The 22,909-nt window shown below is 56.3% G+C and carries 10 protein-coding genes; 4 read left to right on the top strand and 6 right to left on the bottom strand.

What is annotated here, in order from left to right:
- Positions 1-2: 2 nt before the first annotated feature.
- From NXS98_RS04390 to NXS98_RS04375, 4 genes are read right to left on the bottom strand one after another with little or no spacing between them, the layout of a single operon-like run.
- Positions 3-1,781 (bottom strand): putative ABC transporter permease subunit, encoded by a 1,779-nt coding sequence (locus NXS98_RS04390; RefSeq protein ID WP_283847259.1) that lies wholly within the window; start codon positions 1,779-1,781, stop codon positions 3-5.
- A gap of 12 nt (positions 1,782-1,793) precedes the next feature.
- A complete protein-coding gene (locus NXS98_RS04385; protein ID WP_283847258.1) occupies positions 1,794-1,973 on the bottom strand; it encodes a hypothetical protein in 180 nt (59 codons plus the stop codon).
- 8 nt (positions 1,974-1,981) lie between these two features.
- On the bottom strand, positions 1,982-2,332 hold the full coding sequence (locus NXS98_RS04380; RefSeq protein ID WP_283847257.1) for a hypothetical protein: 351 nt from the start codon (positions 2,330-2,332) through the stop codon (positions 1,982-1,984).
- Positions 2,333-2,336: 4 nt separating this feature from the next.
- A complete protein-coding gene (locus tag NXS98_RS04375) occupies positions 2,337-2,651 on the bottom strand; it encodes a DsrE family protein (RefSeq protein WP_283847256.1) in 315 nt (104 codons plus the stop codon).
- Positions 2,652-2,847: 196 nt separating this feature from the next.
- On the opposite strand from NXS98_RS04375, the gene NXS98_RS04370 reads away from it, so the two are divergent.
- Together NXS98_RS04370 and NXS98_RS04365 are read left to right on the top strand one after the other, a co-directional pair.
- Positions 2,848-4,422: a BamB-related PQQ repeat family beta-propellar protein gene (locus tag NXS98_RS04370; protein WP_283847255.1), complete on the top strand. Its 1,575-nt coding sequence runs from the start codon at positions 2,848-2,850 to the stop codon at positions 4,420-4,422.
- 165 nt (positions 4,423-4,587) lie between these two features.
- Positions 4,588-5,721 carry an esterase gene (locus NXS98_RS04365; protein ID WP_283847254.1) on the top strand — a complete coding sequence of 378 codons (1,134 nt, stop codon included), beginning with the start codon at positions 4,588-4,590 and terminating at the stop codon, positions 5,719-5,721.
- A 6-nt stretch (positions 5,722-5,727) separates the two neighbouring features.
- Here NXS98_RS04365 and NXS98_RS04360 read toward each other — a convergent pair whose 3' ends face one another.
- Positions 5,728-7,989, bottom strand: a complete 2,262-nt coding sequence (locus tag NXS98_RS04360) for an HzsA-related protein (protein ID WP_283847253.1) — start codon at positions 7,987-7,989, stop codon at positions 5,728-5,730.
- Positions 7,990-8,288: 299 nt separating this feature from the next.
- Between NXS98_RS04360 and NXS98_RS17995 the strand changes: the two genes are divergently transcribed.
- Positions 8,289-9,332, top strand: a complete 1,044-nt coding sequence (locus tag NXS98_RS17995; protein ID WP_283847252.1) for a hypothetical protein — start codon at positions 8,289-8,291, stop codon at positions 9,330-9,332.
- Between the two features lie 96 nt (positions 9,333-9,428).
- Here the strand turns inward: NXS98_RS17995 and NXS98_RS04350 are convergent, their stop codons facing one another.
- Positions 9,429-21,038 carry a lamin tail domain-containing protein gene (locus tag NXS98_RS04350; RefSeq protein ID WP_283847251.1) on the bottom strand — a complete coding sequence of 3,870 codons (11,610 nt, stop codon included), beginning with the start codon at positions 21,036-21,038 and terminating at the stop codon, positions 9,429-9,431.
- A 488-nt stretch (positions 21,039-21,526) separates the two neighbouring features.
- On the opposite strand from NXS98_RS04350, the gene NXS98_RS04345 reads away from it, so the two are divergent.
- Entirely contained in the window at positions 21,527-22,753 is a 1,227-nt protein-coding gene (locus NXS98_RS04345; protein ID WP_283847249.1) for a response regulator, read from the top strand.
- The last annotated feature ends 156 nt before the right edge of the window (positions 22,754-22,909 follow it).

The following is a 22,909-nucleotide window of genomic DNA, read 5'->3' as shown; positions in this document are numbered from 1 at the left end:
CATTAGAGTTCAAAGGTGAGCAGTCGTTTGCGGGCCAGCCCCAAGGGCAGCCAGCCCAGAAGAACGGAAATTACAGTAAAGCCAGCCCAACTCCACCCCTGCAACCAGGCAACACTCATGTTGGCCGGCGCCCACGGAGAACCCGCCGCCAGCAGCACCACCGACAACAAGATATACACAAAGCTCAACACCAGACACAACGTGCCGCCAAAGCCATTCACGATTTTGCCCGGATGATCTTCCTTGAAATTAGGAAAGAGGGCCCCCAATCCGACCGCCAGACTGTTGAGGACAAACGTCATAATGGTCACGATGCCATAAAAGTGCAGGGTGCGTTCCCATGGTAAATTCAACATGTGACATGACAATGCCATCAATCCCAGTGTCAACCCCCATGACCCTATGGCCGCCATCCAAAACTTGACCTGAAGCACCTTCAGCAAGCCCATGGGGGCCATACCTACAATCCACATGCGTTTGCCCTCCAAGGAAAATTGCGGAAAAACGAAGCGGGTGGTCAGCGTGGCCAGATTGAGGGCACAGGCTCCCAGATTCAGATAAGAAACCAAATGCACCCAAAACGGGTTGCTTAACTGGCTGGTGAAATGGCGCAAGTTCACCACGTACACCCCGAGCAGGCCAAATAACATGATGGTTTGCCCCCATTGCGTGGTATCTCGCCAGAACATGCGCAAATCCTTGACCACCATCGCGCGGACATCAGCCGGCAAGAAACGCCAAAAGCTGAAAAATCGCTCCAAAAAGCCGGCGTGCCAATGCAGTTGATACCGGCGGCGCGACCATTTTCTAAACCACTGCCATTGTCCAAACACACTTCCCCGGCTTTGCACGGCACTGGCGGCATTATAGAGCGGACGCCCCACCTGGGCGAAGGTCAACAGCGTCCAAAACAAGACATGACTGAGCAAAACCAGCGCAAAAAACAAAGACGCTGCCAGTGCTCCATCCGCCCAGTTCAACACCCCGTTGGAAATCCAGTAACTGGGCAGGAAAAACAACTCTGCAAAACGGGTGCGTGACAACATCCGGTCCAATACCACCAGCACACGGCTGTCAGAAGCCTCCTGAGGCAAAGGCTCGGGCTTGAGGTAAAAATAAGCCGCGGTGAGCAAAACGACTGCGCCGCCCATGATAAGCAGTTGAAAAGTGCGGCGTTCCAGATATTGCGCCAGGCCAATTGCCAGCCAGGCGCCGGCAATTCCCGGCAGGACAATCAGCAGGGCCATCATCAACACCGAGGCCGGGTAGAAGTGCCAGGCCACACCCCGTGTGATGCCGAAAGCCGCCACCATCGGCGCCACGAGAAACACAAAAGCCCAGGATGCCAATGTCACCGATTCCACGAATTTCCATTGGAATATTTGTTGAGGCGTCAGCGGCAGGGTCAGAAGAAATGAGGTCTCGCGGTTTTTAAATAAATTGGTGTAACTGATGACCAGATTGCTGAACAAAAGCAAAATAAAGAGAAAAGCGAAGAGAAGATACCACAACCGCTCCACCAACAAGGCCCCCAACCCGGGAAATTGATTGGCAAATTTCAGGCCGCGATAAAAAAGCCAGAATGCCAGGCCCAGGTATCCCGCCACAAATCCCAGAATGAGGGTCGTGAGCAGTTTGGATTGCCGGCCAATCGCCGCCAGTCTTCGCCATCCCTGAACCAGATTAACCTCCAACAGTTTCCAAAAAGGCGCCGGAGGCCTGCCATTACCACGACCCCACTGCCAAGGCACCCCCATGGCCGATATCGGTACTTGATTCATGCCCGGCGGCCCTTACCACACCTGCACCGAGTCTGCCGCAAAGATTTTTTGCACTGCTGACCGGTAATCAGGGTTTGGCCCCCGCAAGTCCACCACCTCGTGTTGGGTGTCCGGCAGGGCTTTTTCCAAGGCAATCATCTGCTCAGGCCACTCATCGCCAGGGTGAGTTAAAAGGTGGAGCACTTTGCGCATAGGAGTCGTCAAAAATAAATTACGTTGGAATGGGCTGCTGCCAGTTCCGCCAGCCGGTGCTCATCAATCGCCTCGTAAGGTAACGTGGCTGGTTCAATCGCTTCCAGGCAAGGTTCTCCTGCCTGAACATAAATGGGTCGCCCAAATTCCCCCAGGATGGGCAGATAGCGCGTGTAGTTGTCCTCATCCACGAGTTCATCCACAAATTCACTCAAGGCCAGGACCGCCGGGCCGTGCAAATATACTGTGATGTCAGTTTTCTTCCATGTACCCACCCCGGCCGCAATGCGAATCGCCTCGGCAGGGCGATGGCTTACCCGCGGGTCGCCACGAATGATAAACAAAGCGCTGGGTTTCATGGGATTAATTGAAACTGATAAAACGGTCTGTGCCGGCCATCAAATCGCTAACCACCGTCAGCCCGGCAAAAATGGCCAAATCACTCAAAGGGAGGTTTCTTCGTTGCGCACCGTAGGCGCAAGCATACAACTTGACCCCCTTTTGTTTCAGCGCTTGCAGCCGGGCATCGCCCACGCCCTTGACAGCGTCGTCAATGCAATACAAATAGACATCCACTCCTTCAGCCAACGCGGCTTCTGCCACACCCAAACCATGATGAAAACCAGGCTGGTTGGGGTGGGTCGAAATCAGAATCCCGAGTTTTTTTCCATGCAACATCGCGTGGGAAACCTAAAAGACCTCACCAGTCCTGTCAAATATCCCTATTGCGGGGCATCGTAACACAGAAGAGGGTTATCGTGTTTCCTCAAGGTGATATTAATAGTCCAGCAACCTTTTCCCAAGCAAGGAGGGATGAGAACCTGGCGCTGGATAATCGTTGAGCATGCCTCCAAGGGGCTGCTACTTTAGTCTTATGAAGCGCATCCACGGATGGCTGATTATTGCACTGGTCTGGCTGGCCGCCTGTGGTCCCAAACCACTGGCGCAGGACTGGCCTGCTTGGGGAGGCCCCCAGCCGGGCCGCAATATGTACTCCCCCGCCAAGAACCTTCCTGCCACCTTTGACCCCGGAAAATTCAAGCCGGGCAGTGAGGAAGTGGACATGACCACCACCAAAAACGTGCGCTGGGTGGTGCGCCTGGGCAGCCAGGCTTATGGCAATCCAGTGGTTGCCGGCGGTAAAATTTTTGTGGGCACCAATAATGAATTTCCACGCAACCCAGCACACCAAGGAGACCGCAGCGTATTGCTGGCTTTGGAGGAAAAGACCGGGGCCTTCCTGTGGCAATTAATCATTCCTAAGTTGGAGGCGGGCAAAGTCAGCGATTGGGAAGGGTTGGGTCTGCTGTCTTCGCCAAGCGTGGAAAGCAACCGCATTTACCTCGTGACCACCCGTTGCGAGGTGATGTGCCTGACCACCGAGGGGCTGCACGCCGGCAACACCGGCCCTTTCACCAATGAAGCCCAATACTTCGTGGGGCCTGGCCGGCCGCCGGTCATGCCCGGGCCACAGGATGCTGACATTGTGTGGGTATATGACATGCGGGACGAGCTGGGAGTGTTTCCTCATAACGCAGCCAATTGCTCCGTCTTGCTCCTGGGCGACTACCTTTACGTATGCACCTCCAATGCCAAAGACTGGAACAAGCTTTTCGTCGTATCCCCCAAATCTCCCAGTTTAATCGTGCTGGACAAGCGTACCGGCCGCCTTGTGGCCGAGGATCGCGAGGGAATTGGCTACCGTCTCTATCATAGTCAGTGGAGCTCGCCTTCCGCTGGGCTGGTGGCGGGCCAATGGCAGGTTTTCTTTGCGGCGGGAGACGGCTTCCTCTACGGCTTTGACGCTCGGCCGGTAAAAGACAATCCAGGTTACCGGTTGAACAAATTATGGGCGGTGGATGGTAATCTGCCGGAATACAAGGAGCGTGATGGCCAACCCGTTAAATATCCCGATCCGGAAGGTCCCAGCGAGTTTTGCGCCACGCCTGTTTTTCACAACGGCCGAGTGTATGTGGCCACGGGCCAGGATCCCGAAAACGGCGAGGGCGTGGGGAGGCTCATTTGTGTGGATGCCCAGACCGGCAAACTCGCCTGGGACTTCAAGGAAATCCAGCGCAGCTTGTCCACCGTTTCCATTGATCCCGGCACCGGCCTGTTGTTTATCGCCGACTTTTCCGGTTTTCTCTACTGTTTGGAATCGGCCACCGGCAAGCCGGTCTGGAAGCATGACATGAAAGCCCATGTATGGGGTTCAACCTTGGTGGCGGATGGCAAGGTGTATTTGGGGGATGAAGACGGCGACTTCATCATCATGGCGGCGGCCCGTGAGAAAAAAGTGCTTCACGAAACCAACCTGCAAGCCCCCATCTACTCGACACCCATTGTGGCCAACGGCGTGCTTTACATCGGCAGCCAGACTCATCTATACGCTATCCAGGCACCGCCTTCCTCCCCAGCCGGTTCTTCCAGCACAAAACCGTCGGAATAAACGTCCTTTGCCCATCATTCTGAGAATGGGCCTGCGTAGAACAAACTGCTGCGTGCGCAAGCAGGTCATTTGACTGTAACCATTTCGACACTGTCCGTGTCTTGGAAGATAACCCACACGGGCATTTTTATGGCACGAAAACCAACAACCATTCCATACTGCACTATGGGCAAAACTTCCCTCTATCAATGCTTGTCGGTCATGGGGCTGCTTATGGTTTCCCTCGCCGGAGGGTTGGCCGCCGAACCCGCCGCCACCAATCCACCACCGCGACGTTTTCCCATGGCGGTGCGGTCACCCGAGATACAACCGGACCGGACTGTAACGTTTCGCCTTGCCGCGCCTCGTGCCACCGAAGTCTCCGTCAGCGGGCAATGGGCCAATGGCCGGGCGGCCATGCAACGGGGCAGCAATGGAGTTTGGAGCGTCACCGTTGGCCCGTTGGAGCCGGGCATTTACGAGTACAGCTTTTCGGTGGATGGACTGACAATGATTGACCCGGGCAACCCCTCCATTAAACCCATGCGCGAGCCGCGCACGAGCATCCTTCATCTTCCCGGCAATCCGCCGCAAGTATTCGATTTTCAACCAGTGCCGCATGGCACTGTCCGGCACCATACGTATTTTTCCAGGCCTTTGGGACGCCAGCGCGAGTTGGTGGTGTACACCCCGCCGGATTACGATCAAAGCCGTACCAAATACCCAGTGTTGTACCTTCAACATGGGATGGGAGACAATCACGCCACCTGGACCGTCCATGGCAAAGCCCATTGGATTCTCGACAATCTAATCGCCCAAAAACGCGCCAAACCCATGCTCATCGTGATGATGGACGGACACGCAGCCATTTCCATGAGCGGCGGTTTGACGAACAACACAGTTATGTTTGAGCGGGATTTATTGGAGGAGGTTGTGCCGTTCGTGGAAGCTAATTACCGCGTGCGCAAGGAAGCGGCCAGTCGCGCTTTGGTGGGTCTCAGCATGGGAGGCGGCCAGGCCCTGATGATTGGTTTGAATCACCTGGATATTTTCGGGTGGGTGGGAGGTTTCAGTTCGGCCACTCCTTCGCGCGAGGCCATCAAAAGCGCTCTGGAGAAACCAGAGGTTACCAATCGCCGGTTGAAATTGCTGTGGATTGCTTGTGGCCGCAGCGATTTTCTCATCAAACTCAATCAAGATTTTGTTTCCATGTTGGAATCGCAAGGCATCCGCCACGATTGGGTGTTGACCGAGGGCGGCCATACCTGGCCGGTCTGGCGCACCTACCTGGCTGAGCTGGCGCCACGGCTCTTCCGTTAATGGAGACTAGCGATGCCAGTCGGGAGCTAAAAAGCCAATCGCTTCCTCAAAAGTAGCCTTGCGTCGGAAGTCGGCGGGATCATATTCCGGTTTTTTGGGGTCGGCTTCCCGCCAGCGCACGTGGTGCCGGCCAAAATAGGAGCCATAAAACTGGTAATTGCTGTCCACCCAGCGACAAACAACCATCAGCTCCATGGGCGTCAACATTTGCGTATGGTCATCCTTGGCGTTCTTGGGATGATTCTGCTGCGTCAGGATGGCCACCAAAACACTGGCATGACTGCCCAACCGCTTGGGCGGCAGGTAAGCGCCGTTGTAATTGCCCTGATCACCCTTGTTAAACGACAGAAACTCGGAAATTAGCGGCCCTGCCAATTCCTTGCGCGCCAACTCCTCATAAGAGGTGTTGTAAAACAAGGTTGGCTCACCGGTGAGCCGCAAACCGCCAGCCGGTGACTGGGCGCCATGGCAGGACACGCATTTCTTGTCCCATATAGGTTGAATATCGGTGGGGTAATGAATGACCTGGCCAGCCTGTCCGTTGCCGCCATTTTCCACCAGGTCGCACGGCTGCGGCTGCGGCACACTTGGAGGACGCAACGCCGCCAAGGGCACAGGGGCCGCTGCTGTCACCGGTGTGTGATGTCCCTGCCCGTGGCAGCCGGTACAGGAACGCACTTCCCCCGGCGTGTAATGCACGTAGGTGCGTTCACGTTGAATTTCCCGGAAATCCGCATCCAGCGCCTGCAAAAAGATGCTGCGATGGGCTGGCACCACAAAATGCGCCGAGCCATCGCGTTCCACTGGCACCACGCCCCATTGTACCCTGGGCCATAAGGCCGCCTTCCATTCCGAACTGCTCAAAGAAGGACTCCACCGGCGGCCGGTGGACCAGTATCGGGGCAATGCTTCGTTAATGCGCAACCACTTCACCGTGCCGGGCGCCACCCCCTCCATGCCCTGGTATATATTCGCCACCAGGCACACGGCCTGGGTCTGGGCCGCGTACGCGGTGTCGCGCCAGGTATGAATGACAGGCGGCACCGTTTGCGGACGCAAAGGAATGGGATGCCAGCATGATAATTGCGCATCGGTGTACACTTCCCGATGCCGACCCTCGACGTCCAAGGCATAGAGCGCGTAAGCGTTGGGCACATTTTGGTAATGATGCGCTGGATTATACTTGAACGAAATCAGAAATTGGCGGCGATTAATGGGATACGGATTCCCATACAAATGCCCACTCTGACCAGTCCGGTCATGCACGTATTTGCCATTGGCCAGACGAAAATACCAGCCTGGCTCGGTGCGGCGCTGCACAAATACATGCGGCGTTAAATTCACCACGGGGAAGCGCTCATCCCATTGCTGATATTCCGCCTGGTCGGGGTCGGGGCCACGGACGCGCACCCCCCGCCCGTAATCCACCAGCATGATGGAGCCTACGCAGCCTCCCTGCGGAAAGTGACAGGTTCCCACACACACAAACTGGTGACCCTCACCCGGGAGGGGCTGGGGGTACATATAAACAGTGGTGGTATCCTCCGCCAATCCAAACAACTCCTGGACCCGCCCGCCATCGGGGTTCATGGACCAGATGGTCTTGGCCACCCGTGCCCCCTTGTCAATATACTCCCAGCGATGATACATCACGCGCCCATCCGCCATTAACAAGGGGCAAAATTCGCTGACCGGGCTGCGGGTGAGTTGCTCGACATGGGAGCCGTCGGGATTCATGCGATGCAGGCCGGGTGCCACCAGATGGGAGCTGCCTCCGCACAGAATCGTGTGCTCATTGCGCGTGGAGGAAAATATGATTCGGCCATCAGCCAGGTAGGAAGGGTGAATGTCGTCGGTATGCCATCCCGGCGCCCAACGAGCCGCCTTTTGGGCCTCATCGGGAGGTGGATGGGAAATTTGACGAAGACCGCTTCCATCAATAGCCACCTCCCAAATACGGAAGCCCGCGGCTGGATTTTCACGAAAGTCGAATACCACCCGGCGAGCATCAAACGATAGACTGATTTTACCAATTAAACCACGCCCTCCCGGCATTTGGGCCGCGGTGACCACTGGGCGCACCTGTCGTGTGCGCAAATTAAAAATGTAAATTCCATTTTCCGGCACGAAACGGTCAGGTGCAGTGCCATTATTGATGTCTGTGTAATAATGGTCGGAGGAATAGGGCTTGCGCTTGACGAAGACGACTTCCTCAAAGCCCGCCTCGTCGGCCGTCAACGCCGGATGCTGGCCGGCTAGATTGATCAAAGCAGAAACATTGGTTCTTTCCTGGGATTGAGCAGCCAGTGGCAGGACCATCCACCCTATCAGTAAAAGAAACAGGCCAGGGATGCAAATTACAGGTACCATGTCATTCTTTTAACAAAACTGTGGTCCAATCCAATCCCAAATCCTGCTGGGAAAGACTGGGTAGATCATGACCCCCCCGTGGTTAAGATCAACGTGTTGAGTGCACGCCGCAAGGATGAGCTGCTGCACCTCCTCCGGAGGAGGTGCAGCAGCGGCGCGCCCCATCTGCTATCCTCCCGGCGTGCACACCACCTACTTTGAATTGTACCGTATGCGCACCCACCGCCATTGGTTGCGACAAAAACTCGTCGCCTTCGCCAAAACCCACGGCATCAAAGCCGCCGTCCGCGAGTTCGGCTGTTCCCGCAACACCGTCCGTAAATGGCTCCGACGCCACGTGCCCGGCAAGCCCTCCTCCCTCCAAGAACACAGCCGCCGCCCACGACGCTCCCCCCGCCGTATCCCCTCCGGCCTCGAAGGCCAAATCGTCAAACTCCGCCACCAAACCGGCTTCGGCGCCGAACGCCTCCAGCGCGAATCGCCCTCCCCTGCAGCCACAACGCCATCGCCCGCGTCCTCCGCCAACACCATCTCCTCCGCCCACGCAAAAAGAAACCCGCCACCAAAAAACTCCTCCGCGCCCTCAAACGGAACTGGCCACTCTTCTCCCAACTCTCCGCCGATACCAAGTATTTACAGGACATTCCCCATTACTGGCCCCAAATGAACCGCCTCCACCTCCCCGCTTCCAATACACCGTCCGCGAACCAGTCTCCGGCGCCTGCTTCACCGGCTACGCCGACGAACTCTCCAAATCCTACGCCACCCTCCTGGCCACACAACTCTCCGCCCACCTCGCCGCCCACGGCGTCAACCTCACCACCCTGGTCTGGCAAACCGACAACGGCAGTGAATTCCAAGTCAACCAACACCACCAAGGCCTCCCCGCCACCGTCCGCGCCCTCGGCTCCGACCACCGCTTCATCCCTCCCAAACGCTACACCTGGCAAAGCGACGTCGAAACCGTCCACCGCCTGGTCGAAGACGAATTCTTCGACCGCGAAACCTTCTCCAGCCCCCAAGACTTTTGGGCCAAAATCACCACCTACTGGCTGTACTTCAACCTCGTCCGCCCCAACCGCGGCAAAGAATGGCAAAGCCCACTCCAAATCCTCAACGCCAAGGCCCCAGCCCTCGCCGGGGCCCTAATCCACTGGCTCCCCCTCAACCTCTCCCAACCCCACCATCCCGACTTGCCTCCACCCCTCCACCGGGGTCATGATCTACCCAGCTTTCCCTAATCCCAAATCCTGCCCCTGCCCCTTGGAGGAGCCGCAAGTATTTGCCTGCCATTTGTGCCTTGCTGAATCCTCATATCAGACCATGCCTGCCGAGGCTTACGGCTGCATGGGCGTGATTAGGCGATAATACTGCTGTCCGCCGCCATTGGGTAAAATGACGCGCACTGGGCGATTGGTGGCGGCTGGAGCAATATCCATATATTTCTGCCAACTTCCCTGGCCCAAGGAATTGCGCTGCTGAATGGTGTAGCTGCGCTCGGCAACGGCGGTAAATTGCAGGACGAATCCCCCGCTCGCCTCATCTCGGGCCGGCTGTTCCAACCGGAGCACACTGGCGCGGTCGTTCGGGTTGGTGCCAGCCAGGTACTCCTGCAAGTTCGTCATGCCGTCGCCGTCCACATCTTGCAAGGCATCAATCGGGTTCTCTGGGTTCAAACCAAAGCGGCGCTCCCATTCATCCGGCAGGCCATCGCCGTCGGTATCCGTCAAAGGTAAATAAGCCGGCGCCGGCGCCGCGGCCATCCAGTTGGTAGGCTCATTGCCGTAACCTGTGAAATTCAAACGATGCAAAGCCAGCCCGCTCCCGGCTGGTATCAAAGGCCAGGGGGCGCGGTCGGAGTAACGGATTCTTTCCACCATATAATAGGGCACTCCGTTAGTATCCGGTTCGCCGGGGCGTTTAAGTTCAATCGTCTCGCCGTCATTGGCCAGCTTGCCGGACCAGGGGCCTAAAACCACCACGCCCGGCCCCAGATTGTACACGGCCCTGAAAGCCGCCAGAGTTTGCGGATCATTAATGGGATCAAATCCCACCACCAGCAGCACCCCTTGCGGCGGCAGTGTCACTGCCGGAAAATCAAAGTCCACCCCGTTGCGCAAACGCCAGGTATTCGTAGGACGCAAGGGATCAAACAAAGGTTGTGATTGCGTGGTGATATTCCGAATCTCAATGTATTCATCACGCGTGTTATCATTGGTCCCCAACAAGGGCGGCTGGAACATAATCTGCGTTATAGCCAGAGGTCCCACCAACGGTGGCGCATTCGACGCGCCATTCCCTTGCCGGAATTCCTGTACCGAGGCCGGGTTGTCCCGGCCAAAAGTCCTCGCCGAGGCGGACACAAATTCCTTTTCGCCTGTACTCAGAATATAACGGGCCATGGAGCTGTTGGCTGCTGACGGTCCGAAATCCACCGAAGTGCGCCATCCCGTCAAACCATTGCTATTGCCCGCAGACAAATAAATATCCTCACCCCACGAGGACACGGCAAAACTGCTTTCATCGTCAGGATTGGCGTTAAATTGATACTCGTAGAACACCGCAAAACCACCCGGCGGCAGGACGGTCCCGTTCGGGATGCGGAATTTCATTAAATGATTCCGGCTGTCGCTGAGCCACCAGCCGCTGATGTCCACCGGCTCGCCGCTGATGTTTTGCAACTCAATGGCATCTTCAAAGTTCTCGTTGGAGTTGGCCAGAACCTCGCTGATGACCACATTGGTCAAGCGGCGATAATTGGCATCGCCGGGCGAAGCGGAATCCGAGAACCGCACCGTCACCGAGGCTCCATCCGGGAATCGGCCTTCGGAGACACCGGACTCTGGATATTCGTAGGTAATCGCATCCAATAACACCCCATTGGTACCAGCCAATCCGATGGCCTCACGCGTATTATCCAGACGGAAATTCACATGATTGGCTCCGGCTGAGGTATTATTGTCCGCGTACAAGACGCGATAGCCTGATGCCTGGGCGCCAATAAATGAGAGCGGCGGCAATGGGTGTTTGGTGGGATTACCGAGGTTGTCGGTCAAATACATGCCGCTCAATTCAACTGGTTGAGCCCCTGCATTATAAATCTCAAACCAGTCATCTCCCGAAGCTGGCCGCGGCATCCATTCATTAATACGTAATGAGGTTGGTGAACCTAGGACGGCAGGAATATTGGCGCTGCCGGGGGTGGGCAGCGTCAGTTGCCACACTCCAGAACCATCCGGCACTCGTCCCAAAGCAAAGTCCATGGCCTGCAAGCCAAACACCACAGACTGCAGCAAGGCCCCGCCGTTTTGCGGGCGGTCGTAAAGATAAACCCCGTCACCCGCCGCTGACAGACCAAATCCCGTATTTAGAATCAGGTCTGCATTCGTGGAAGCCGGCCGGTTATTATCGCACAGCACCACCAAATAGCCCAGCGGCGGCAAACTTACCCCCGGCGGAAAGACCCAACGCTGGGGATTGGCCGGGTCATCGGTCAAACTCATGCCTGACAAATCCATGGTTTGCGCTGATAGATTCCGCAGTTCAATCCAGTCCGTGACCGAGCCATCACGATTGGTATAACTGAGGTTGTCGGCCATGACCTCGTTTAACACCAACGCGGGCCCACCAGCCTGATTGGTTTGCAACAGGGCCACCAATTCCATGCCCATGACCAGGTCAGAACTGGTGGAGGAAGACTGATGCACTTCCACCGCCAGCACATTGGTCCCCGGCCGCAAACCCGTCATGGGAAATTCCGAGGGGCCCAATAGACTGGCGGTGCTGATTGAGGAGGCGGAAAAGGTGAGGTAGTTTATCTCACCCGTTGGCATGTTATAACGCGTTACCTCCTGGCCGTTGACATAAAACACGGCGCCATCGTCCAACACGTGCCGGATTTGCAATCCCGTCACCATCACGTTGGTGGGCAACACAAAAGTGGTGCGGAAATAGAAGGTCCGTTTGTCAGTTACAATGCTCAGCGGTGTATTTACCGGCACGCCGCCGTACTCCGGCAAAGTGCCGGTGGTGGCTCCCGCCAGCAAGGCCCGACCAGTGGGCCAGGAGGAATCATCGTAACCCACTTCGCGCCACGCCGTGCCCAAGTCCGTGCCTGATTCCTCATAGCGCCAAAAGTTGGTAAAGTTCACCAGGGTCAGCGTTTGAATTTGCGGCGCAATATCCAATGGATTGCCAGAACCGGGCGTGGCCGTGGACAGACGTATAATGTTGGCTGCTCCATTGGGAGAACGCCCTTGAGATTGACCGACAAGTTGCGGCCCATAAGCCACCGCATCTATCACCTGTAACTGTTGGTTGACCAGGGCGACCATCCCCTGCTCGCCGCTGAGCGAGAAATTCAAGTGCCACGGCCCGGCTGCCACCTGACTGTCCGCTTCGTACACCGCGAATCCATAAGGGGCAATAAAGCTTAGCGGCCGAATCCGGTGGCGGTCCGGCCAACCCACCAAATTATCTGTCAAATACAGCCCACCCAACGCTACAGGCAAGGGGGTGGGATTGTAAATTTCGATAAAGTCGGGCCCTTGCAACGGCCGGGCCATCCATTCATTGACCCGCAAAGCCATCGCATCTCCCAATATAACGCCACGGTTGGCCAACCCCAAGGTAGGTTGGGCCAGATTCCACTGGCCATCCGGGAGCCGGGCTATGCTCAAATCAGGAATTTGGAAACCAAATTCAACGGCGTCCAGCAGGCGTCCCCCGCGGGAATGGGCGTCGAACAAATAAACCCCCTCGCCGTTCTGATCGAGCGCAAAACCCGTGTGTAACCCGGGCACGTTGAAACGATCATCCGCAAAAACCAGCAGGTAACCTCCCGCCGGTATCGTCGTCCCTGCCGGGAAGGTGTATTTATCAGGATTTGCTGGATCATCGGTCAACCGGCAACCGCCCAGATTTACCGGCGCCGGCGATGGATTATAAAGCTCAATGACGTCAGGAGTGCTGCCATGCCAAACAAAGGCTTGCCGATTGGCGGACAAAATCTCACTGAGAACCACCGGCACGGCTGCCAGGTTCACAGTAAAATTGAGCGACGCTATTTGCTGCGTCCGCCAAATCCCGGCGCTGTCTTGCGCCATGACCTCCAAAGTGTGCAGGCCGTCCAGCAGATTGCGTAACGCAATAGGTTGGTCCATGGGGAAAATGTTGGCGGTAAAATTATCCCCATCCAAACGGTAGCGGTAACCTGACAATCCCGCCCCGGCCACTCCAATATTCAAATCGCGCTGCCCGACCTCGGCTGGTAGTGGCTGCAATACCGGCCCTGCCGGTATGCGTGCCCCTAAATCCATGCCAAACACGCCACGTCCGCGTGCTGGTGAATCGGCCGCGAGGCTGAACCAATCCCACATCATCTGAGCCTGCTCCCATGAGGCAAAGTAGGTTTCCGAGAGATTGGGAATGCGCTTGAAGCTGGGCGCCGCCACCAGATTGCTGCCCCCCGGACCTGACCATGGCAGGGGCAGAAGGTTGTTGGTATAGACAACTACTGAAGAGGTTTGGTTGCGTACCAGGGCCTCCACCTCCTGAATGATGTTCCCTTCCAGGTATGCGCCTGCGCCTTCGGCTGTACCTTCGTCTGCCATGCAAATGACCGCCGACGCGGTATCTACCCCGCCCTGGCGGGTGAGCCGCACCACGGTGTTGTTTTGCAACCAGTAGTAGTTTCCTTCCTTGGCCAGAGCCACGTGGTCACAGTCGTAGAAGATGTTGCGCACGATGGTAATCTCGGAGGTGTTCGCGCCATCACGCCCACCGCTAATCGCGCTGGCAGTGTCGGGCGAACCATTGCGATGCGTGTGCAAAAAGATATTGCCCTCCACATGCGCATCGGTGCCGTCCAAATCCAACAAATCATCCCCACTGCCCATGAACACATTTTCGATGAACTCCAAAATCGGGCCAGGCCGATTGCCGCCGGTGAAATCCACGGTGTCATTATAGCCATTCACGGCCCCGAAATAATTGCGGTAGAACAATCCGCGGCCACCGGGTTTGATGCCGCCCGTGCCGTGCACCGGTTCAATGGCGGCCGAAGGCGCCGGAAATACACAATAACTCACAACGAATGAACAGCCGTTATCCAGGTTCAAATAACGCTGGTTGGTCGTGCCAAAAGTAAGGTGATCCAGCAAGACGGTCGCCCCGTTGGCCGTGATCGCCGCTGTTCCGTAATGCTCAAAGTGGGCATAAGCAAGGCGACATTCGGGCGAGGCGGCATTGCCATTGATGCGAATGCCGCCCCAAGTAGCAGAGGAGCCGGGCTGGCGGGTGAAGATGATGCGCTGGTAATCGGTGCCTTCAGCCAGAATCCGGCCGTTAACAATCAGGCGTGCGCCGCTGTCAAAATAGACCGTCGTACCCGGCTGAATCGTCAAGGTCAGCCCCTCCGGCACCGTGACATCCGACGTCACCCGATAGGGTCCCTGCGCCGCACTCCACAAGGTGTTCGCGGCAAGCGTGCCGGATACATTGCGCGTAGTGCCGTTATCATACCAAACCATGACGTTGGTGCGCAGTACTTCTCCCTGGTTGGCATCCAGCCATTGTACTGTCACCTGATTAAGCCCGGGTGACAAAGTCGTAGTCCCGCTCCACTGCCCATTCCATACCGTATAGCTGGCAGGGTTGCCGTTGATTCGCACGGAAGTCACCCGCAGCGAGTTGGCCAAACCGTTCAAGGTGACGTTGGCTGAAGAAGTGTAGTAATACCCCTGACTTGTGCTCAGGCTGATATTCAGCGTGTTATTCGTGGGAATTTGACTTTGCACATAGGCCCGGCGTTGGGCCACAAAGTTGGTCATTTGAGCGATGCGCCCCGGGTCAGCCCACCCACCCAGCCATTGGCGCACCAGGGTGTTAAAGATTTCCGGGCGCATCACTCCGTCAACCAAACTTTGTTGTTCGCGCAAATAGATTGCAGCGAATTCCGGATGCCGCATGAACCGCTGCAGATAATTGGCCCGCATGCTGGGATCCGTGCTGCGCGGAGAATCCACCATCCGCCAGATGCTGACCGTCGGGTCCGGCATGCGGTCGTTGTCGCCCAGTCCCAGAATCGTGTCGTAGTCATGGGGCAGCAAAATAAAGCGAGGATCGGCCACCCCGCGATACATGGCGTAGTCATCCCCCACGCCATTGCACATCGAACTCTCATTGTAGTTGACAAAATTGCATAGCGCGAAGTAGCGCATGAATATCTGCACGTTGGCGTTGCTGCGCACGCCGACCGCGTAGAGGGCATCGTCCGGCGTCGCGTTATTCAATGCCGCCGTCAATGCAAACAAATCTGTCCAGTCATTCTCACTGGTATTGGAAGCCTTGGAATAACCCAGATTGATGTAGGTCTGGTAATTGGTGCCCCGATAATCCAGGTTGGCCGTCCACGGATACCGCGAGCCGCGATAAACGTTGCCTCCGCTGTTATGCGGCAGCAGGTTTTCAGCCCATTCACCATTCAAGGGCGTCAGCAAAAGATACGTGCCATAACCATCGCTGCGGGAGGTATCTGGTGGCGCACTGCGGGCGAGATTGACGCCATTCAAACGCACCTGCACGGGATACCCTTGCGCTGCGGGCAGTTCCACCAGCGATGACAACACTGAGCCAATCAATTGCAGGTCAATGTGCTGCGCATTCAGGTTAATTTCGGTCAGGCCTTTCCATCGCCGGTCCGCCGGAAGATTGACCCGCCAATTTTTAACCGGTCGGCTTCTTGACCCCGCCCCCCGGATGCGCACACCCACATTATGCCGCACCTCCCAGCCACCCGCATCCCACGTGATGAAGGTGGCGTTCATTTCTGCGTCGCTGTTATAGGCGTTGGCGCTGAGATTGGCGAATTCCTGACGCTCGCTTCCAGTCATGATTAGGCGGAGGAAAGGTTGCTCCGCTTGCGCCGTGCCTGCCGGGGCCAGATTATCATCCACCTGATAAAGGGCATTGGCGGTTTGAGCGAATTCTGGAGTGCTTCCGCTCAACTGCCGCGCAGGCGCCGGCCAGGTGCGGATTTGATATAGGTCGTCCAACGCCTGCACATAATACTCAATGATCGTGCCATTGGGTTGCGGCGGTAAATCGGTGGCGAAGAGGCCATCTCCGGCAGCGCCATCCCGGTGCAAACCATCGTCATACATTAGCGCTGCATTCCAGGCCCCGGGACTGGTTGTGGTATGGTCGCGATAATAAACTATCACCTGCATGGTTTGCGGTTGTTCATCGGCAACCCTGGCCAGCACTACGACCGAATCGGCTGGTTTGGGCACAGCCGGGTCGTGTCGAACTCCGGTGATGACCGGAGCAGTGTTGGTGCGTGCCACGGAATTGGGCGCCCCTGGCGTGCCACCCTGTAGTTGGCTGGCCTGCCAGTTCTGGCCAAACTGGCGAGGCAGGGCCGGATTCACTAATTCTAATGAGCGATTCCCCTCCGTCTGGCCGGTGTACGTGTTGACCTTCCAGCCATCATGGGCTGCAAACCATTCCCATCCATAATAGCCTTGATCATTAGGCCCCCGCTGGCGAATCCCCCACTCGCCGTCGGGACTGTAAATAACACTGTCCACCACATTGCCACAGGCATCGCGTAACAAGATTTCCTCGCCGTTATTGCTTAGACGGCCCGTCCAATCGCCCGCCACATTGGTGATTCCGGGGTACTTGGCACGGAAAGCATTGAGATCAGCCGCCACCACCAAATAACCCCTGGCTGGCAAGACTTCGTTGGTAAATACAAAATCCACCCCCCGCGTAAAACGCCACCCCGCCAATGAAATGGCCTGGCTGGTGGCATTATAGATTTCAATGAATTCTTCCGCCGAATTTTCCGAGCCGGGATGGTACATGATTTCATTGATGACCACCTGGCCCTCAAAAGAAACCTGTGGCTGATATTGATAGTTCCATCCCTGGCCGCCAAAGCGATTGGACGGATTGGCCATGTCAGCTATGCCATGATTGGAACTCCAGGTCACCGCCACTGGCCCCGCTGGTGGTGGGTTAAATGAAAAACGATAAGGCCCGGTACCAGCACCGCGAACCGTCACCGCCGGCACGCCATTCAACCGCAAATCATCTGGAGTCACTCCCTGGACCGGCTCGCTGAAAGTGACCTCCACCGTACTCAAATCGCAAAGGGTGGCACCACTAAAGGGACTGACATGCGCCACCACTGGCGGCGTTTGATCCACCGAATAATAATTCCAGGTGGCACCCGGAGCATTGGCGTTAAAGGCATTCGGTGGAACGGCCAGGTCCCGAATGCCATGCGTGGCAAGCCAGGTAAATTGCAACAAGGTGCCGTTCTGCGGGGCAAAGGTGAACGTAAAAACGGCGCCCGTGCCCGTCACGGAAGCCGCCCCCACACCATTGACCAATAAATCACCGGCATCCACCCCTTGCACCGGCTCGCTGAACTGAATGGTCACCTGGGTTAGATTGCTGACCGTAGCCCCTGCGGGAGGTGTCAGCGACACAATCACCGGCGGCAAGCGATCTACGAGGGTATATTGCCAGCGATTGCCGGCACGCAATCCATCAAAGGTATCGGCGGGATTGTCCGCTGAACGTATGCCATGATTCGTTGCCCATCCTATGCCAACCGTGCCATAGGCCGGCGAAGCGAAAGTGAATACATACCGGTCCCCACTTCCGGTGACACCGCTGGCAGGCACTCCATTGACCAGCAAATCTGCGGCATCCACCCCCGTCACCGGACGGCTAAATAACACCTCCACCCGTGTTAATTCGTTGTCCACAGTCGCCCCGGCGGGGGGGGTTTGATTCACGATGATTGGCGCATTGGGGTTAACCAGGGAATAATTGTAGGCCACCGCCGGAATCATAGGATTGGGCGGCGTGGCAAAATCCCGAATTTGGTGCGTCGTCCGCCACGTCACCACCACTGGTCCAAAAGCGGGCCGGGCAAAACTAAACTCATATATGTCATTGCTCCCTCGCACCCCGGAGGCAGGCACGCCATTGATGAGCAAATCACCGGCAATAAGGCCGGTGACCGGTCGCGAAAAACGCACCCAAAGATTGGTCAACTCAAACACTTCTCCAGGAGGCGGGGTCAGCGAGATTATCCGGGGCGGTTGCGTGGCTGGATTGTTAATATAGCCCACCAATTCCAAATCAATGAGAAAATCACTGCTGGTCACCTGGTCGTTAAACGCCTGCACCGCAAGGACATTGGAGCCAGCCAGTATCAAATTGCTGGAAATGACAAAATAATTATTCGTGGGCGGTTCCGCCACCGCCCCACCTGAGGGACGAGTGGTAATGCTTAGGTCTCCCGCCGGCATGTTATGCCGGCCAATGTCCACGCCGTTCAAATAAAGCACATAACCATCGTCAGCCCGTCCTCGCGCAAAAGCCATGGCCACGACGGAAGGATTGGGCACCTGGAAAACGCGCCGGAGAAAGACACAGGTGTACGCCCCATACATGTCCAATAGGGCGGTGTTCCCGGTATAGGCAGTGGCAGAACCGGGTTGGTTTTCATAATAAAACGGCGCCGGCCCGCTCTCCCATGAACTGTCATCGAAATTCAAAGAGCGCCATGCCTGAATGGGCGTGGACGCCTCGGTGTACCCGCGGAAAAACCGATAAACCGCATTCGAGGCCACCAACTCTTCCAACGGCAAGCCGTGCACGATGCCCCATGGTTCGGTCACGGAACTGGCAGCCAATGGATTCCCTCCCAAGTCGGTAATGCCATGGCCTTCAGCCCAGGTCAATTGAGCCAAGGTCAAAACGGGCGGCATCTCAAACCAAAAGGTGTAAGTAGTGCCCCCGCCGGTCAAACGGAAGGCTGGCTGTCCATTCACCAGCAAATCTGAAACATCCACCCCGTTCACTACTTCACTGAACAACACCGTAGCGGAAATGAGATTGGTGGCCCAAGCGCCGGGAACTGGTGTGCGGCTCACAATGACCGGCGGCGTGACATCCATCAGGGTGTATGACCAGGTGGGTTGTCCATTAAAAGCGTAAGTGGGTGTGCCGACATCGCGAATTTCATGATTCACCGCCCATTCCAGATTCACCGTTCCCGGGGGCATGGGGGCAAAGGTAAAGGTGTATTGAGTCGGCCCCCCTACGACACTCAAGGCAGGCGTCTGGTTGGCCAGCAAATCCCCCGCATCCACCCTAATCACCGGCTCGGTGAAGGTCACGGTTACATTGGACAGGCTCCCCAACGATGCCCCGGGAGGAGGCATGATTTGGGCAATCGCTGGTGGCACGGCATTGGTGGGCTGCGGACGCACTACAACGCTTACCACGGACGAGGTATAGGCATTCCCCCGCGTATCTGACGCCACCACCCACAATGCGTTGGTGCCGGTGATGGCATTGCTCCATGTCAGTGAATAAGGGGCGGCGGCATCCTCTCCCAAACGCCAATTATTGACAAAAAACACCACATTGGTGGCTCTGCCACTCACCGAAGCATCAATCCGCAGATGCAACGGCGCCTCAAACTCGGCCCCGTCCACAGGGTTGGTGATGGCCACCGTCAATCCCGCGCCCACCTCCTCAAGCCTTATTGCCGTCAACGCGTAAGAACTGTTGACGGTGTCCGCCTGCTGTCCGCCAGGCAGGGCGCCCGTGTATTTTCGCGAAAAAATGGTAATGCTGCCATCCGGCCCCGGATCAATGTTTAACCACACACACATATCTCCCGAGGTGTTAAAGCCCGTGTTGATGGCCACTTGATTGGCCCCTAATTGCCCGGGCAAGTGGGCTGATGTCAGGGCATTCGAGGTGTGAGCCGGAGTAAATGAGTTGGCGCCGCTCAGTTCAAACAAAGAATAACGGGTGGTATAGGACGAATTGCCGCGAACGGCCGTGCCATGAAAATTATAACGTCGCTGCGGATTCAAACCCGTGAACACATGCGCCACCACTGCGTTGGGAGCAAGCAATATGGAGTGATAATTATCGGCGCTGCCGAAATCCACAAAGCCGTTGAAAACTTCATACGCAGGCGTCCCTGGCAGCGGAGCGCCCGCCGCGGTGCCGGGACTGACATTCAAATTGGTTATGGTAAGCACCACCGGGGTGTTGGCTCCCGTCTCGATGTTCTTCAAATTGCCTCGATTACCCGGGGCGCCATTAAAAGTATCAAACACATTCCAAGCCGTGGCATTGGAATGCGTGGTAGGCCCGGGGTAGTGGTCATTGTAAGCCACCCAGGCCGTAGCCGGCTCCACAAAGGGATAGCCATCGCTCCAGACAACTGCCCCCCGAATCTGACCGATAAGGCTATTTCCCGATGAGTCTTGCGCCACGTTTCCTGCACCATCGTCCAATGCCCAACGGCCTGCCAACCCCGGGGCCGTGGAAATAGTCAGGGTCATCTCATTGGATATCGTGGCGGCGGGGCGTGCGTAATTCCAAATGCGGGCCTCGTCCAACACTCCTTGAAAATAGCCCGAAGGCACCCCCGCTGAGGTCAATGCTGACCCCAGAGACGCCCATTGAATGCTGTCATAACGAGGCACTTGCCCTGCTGCCAGCGTGCGCTCCAGTCGTCCATTCAAATACAAGGCCCATTGTGTGCCATCATAAGTCACTGCGGCATGATGCCAAACACCAGTGGTAATCGTGGTCACCCCTAAAATCGGGTTGTTGCCGCCGTTGGAATAATTCTCAAAGTCCGCAGCAAGCACCCGTTGGTCCGGTTGTATTCCAAAGAAATAATTACAATCTCGGTTATCTCCATCGGCTTCCCCCCGGCCTTTGGCAATCAAGGGAATGGCCGATACGCCTCCTGAGCCGCTGCTCGCTGCCTGCCCCCCTCCATCCCACCGAAACCAAACCTCCAAAGTGAAATTGGACAAACCCAAACTGGGCAAAGCGGCACCGAAATCCACATAGGTATCAATGCCGTTAAAGTAAAGTCCTCCTGCTGCGCGCAAATTTGACGCAAAAAGAACTAGCCCAAGCAGGCATCCCCAGCCTGCCCAACGGCTCCAAAAACCTTTCATAATATACTTATGTTGTTCTTTAAGAGACGCTTACAACTTTAACAAGTTCATGTCACTGACTTTGTAAGGACGTCTTGATTAAAGTCTTTATTCAGCAGTTTAGTTGCCAAATGCCTGCCTTTGTGCCGTTTTCATGTCTTTTGTTTTAATTTCCCCCTCCCACCGCTGGCGATTTTAGGGGCCTAGGCAAACCATCCAGACCCCTTTCAGTTTGGCAATGCTGTGCGCGTGCTGGGGTTCACAGGTAGGGAAAATCCTGTTCGGAAACGTCACTGGCCCGTCATCCTGCACATAAGCCGAGGAAATAAAAGGCGCCCAGTTGTATTAAAATGTTATATATCTTGGTAATTCAAGTATTTACGCAAAGTGCCGATGCCATTTCATGGCGGGATTTATTTCTTGCCCTAAGTGGACATTTTATGGCTCAGCCAAATCATAAAAAACGTGTGCTCCTGGTGGATGATGAGCGCATGGTGCTAAATGTTTACCAGACCGCCCTGCGGCGCGCCGCTCCGGATTGGGAGGTGGAGATTGCGGAAAGTGGGCCCAAGGCCTTGGAAATGATGCGCGAACGCGCTTTTGATATCGTTGTTACGGACATGCGCATGCCGGAAATGAGCGGTTCCCAGTTATTGGCGGAATTACAAGAGCATCACCCTGCCACGGCCCGGGTGGTGCTGACGGGCTACACCGAGCAGGAGCGGGTGCTGCAGAGCATTGGGTCCGTGCACCAATGGTTAAGCAAACCCTGCAATGTCAAGACCCTACAAAATACGCTGGCTCGCATCTTTGATTTGCAGGAGCACATTCATGAGCCCTGGATTAAGGAAATCGCCGGTAAAATCCGCTCCCTGCCCTCCTTGCCGGAGTTGCTTTTCCGTGTCTTGGATGAACTGCAAACGCCCTATTCCACTCCCGAGCAAATTGCGTCTTTTGTTTGCCGGGATGCCGGCATGACCGCGCGCCTCCTGCAACTGGTCAATTCAGCGTTTTTCGGTTTCTCCCAGCCCGTGCGCGACGTGACCGAGGCTGTACAGCTCCTGGGCGTGGGCACGGTGCGCGCCCTGGCCCTGTCCATGAAAGTATTCTCCTGTTTTGACATCAAAGACTATCCTGGCTTGGATGCCCACAAACTTTATTACGAAAGCCTGGTGGTGGGCACACTGGCCCGGAATCTCCTGGCCGTGGACTCCGCAGATACCCCCGAACAGGAAGCGGCCTTCACTGCCGGGCTGCTCCGCGGGGTGGGCTGCCTTGTTCTGGCCACTTCCTTGCGCGACACCTATTCAGAATTGCTTGCCGAAGCTGGCAAATCCCAACAACCCCTGCCCGAAATCGAACAAAAAGCCCTGGGAATCACCCATGCAGAAGTGGGCGCCTATTTAATGGGATTATGGGGATTGCCGGTGCAAATTACCGAAGCCATTGGCTTCCAATACCGTCCCTCCAGTTCGGCCAATCGTGGATTGAATGCGCTTACGGGCCTCCATGTGGCCCAAGCCATTGTGGGGGCTTCGCGCGCGCATGAAACGCCGCGTCTGAGCGTGCCCATGGACACAGCATATTTGCGCGAATGCGGCGTTGAGGAACATTTGCCGCGCTGGGAGGCGTTGTTCCATCAGCGCGACCGGCAGTCTCCCAATTGATTTGCCTTTGATTCACCGACAATCCTGAGAAGTTGCACTTGTGGGGCGCTGCGGAAGGCGTCACTACCATCTTCTTACCCCGCCTTTCATTAGGCAGTGCACTTGGCGGGTCTAAGACTTGTCACCGGCAAGGAGGGCCTATGCCAGCCTGCCATC

The organism is Fontisphaera persica, from assembly GCF_024832785.1.
GTDB classification, from domain to species: domain Bacteria; phylum Verrucomicrobiota; class Verrucomicrobiia; order Limisphaerales; family Fontisphaeraceae; genus Fontisphaera; species Fontisphaera persica.
This window is presented reverse-complemented; position numbering and strand designations above follow the sequence as displayed.

Excerpts from the sequence above, each read along its gene's own strand:
- NXS98_RS04390 (WP_283847259.1), bottom strand. The coding sequence starts at position 1,781 with ATGAATCAAGTACCGATATCGGCCATGGGGGTGCCTTGGCAGTGGGGT.
- NXS98_RS04385 (WP_283847258.1), bottom strand. The coding sequence starts at position 1,973 with ATGCGCAAAGTGCTCCACCTTTTAACTCACCCTGGCGATGAGTGGCCT.
- NXS98_RS04380 (WP_283847257.1), bottom strand. The coding sequence starts at position 2,332 with ATGAAACCCAGCGCTTTGTTTATCATTCGTGGCGACCCGCGGGTAAGC.
- NXS98_RS04375 (WP_283847256.1), bottom strand. The coding sequence starts at position 2,651 with ATGTTGCATGGAAAAAAACTCGGGATTCTGATTTCGACCCACCCCAAC.
- NXS98_RS04370 (WP_283847255.1), top strand. The coding sequence starts at position 2,848 with ATGAAGCGCATCCACGGATGGCTGATTATTGCACTGGTCTGGCTGGCC.
- NXS98_RS04365 (WP_283847254.1), top strand. The coding sequence starts at position 4,588 with ATGGGCAAAACTTCCCTCTATCAATGCTTGTCGGTCATGGGGCTGCTT.
- NXS98_RS04345 (WP_283847249.1), top strand. The coding sequence starts at position 21,527 with ATGGCTCAGCCAAATCATAAAAAACGTGTGCTCCTGGTGGATGATGAG.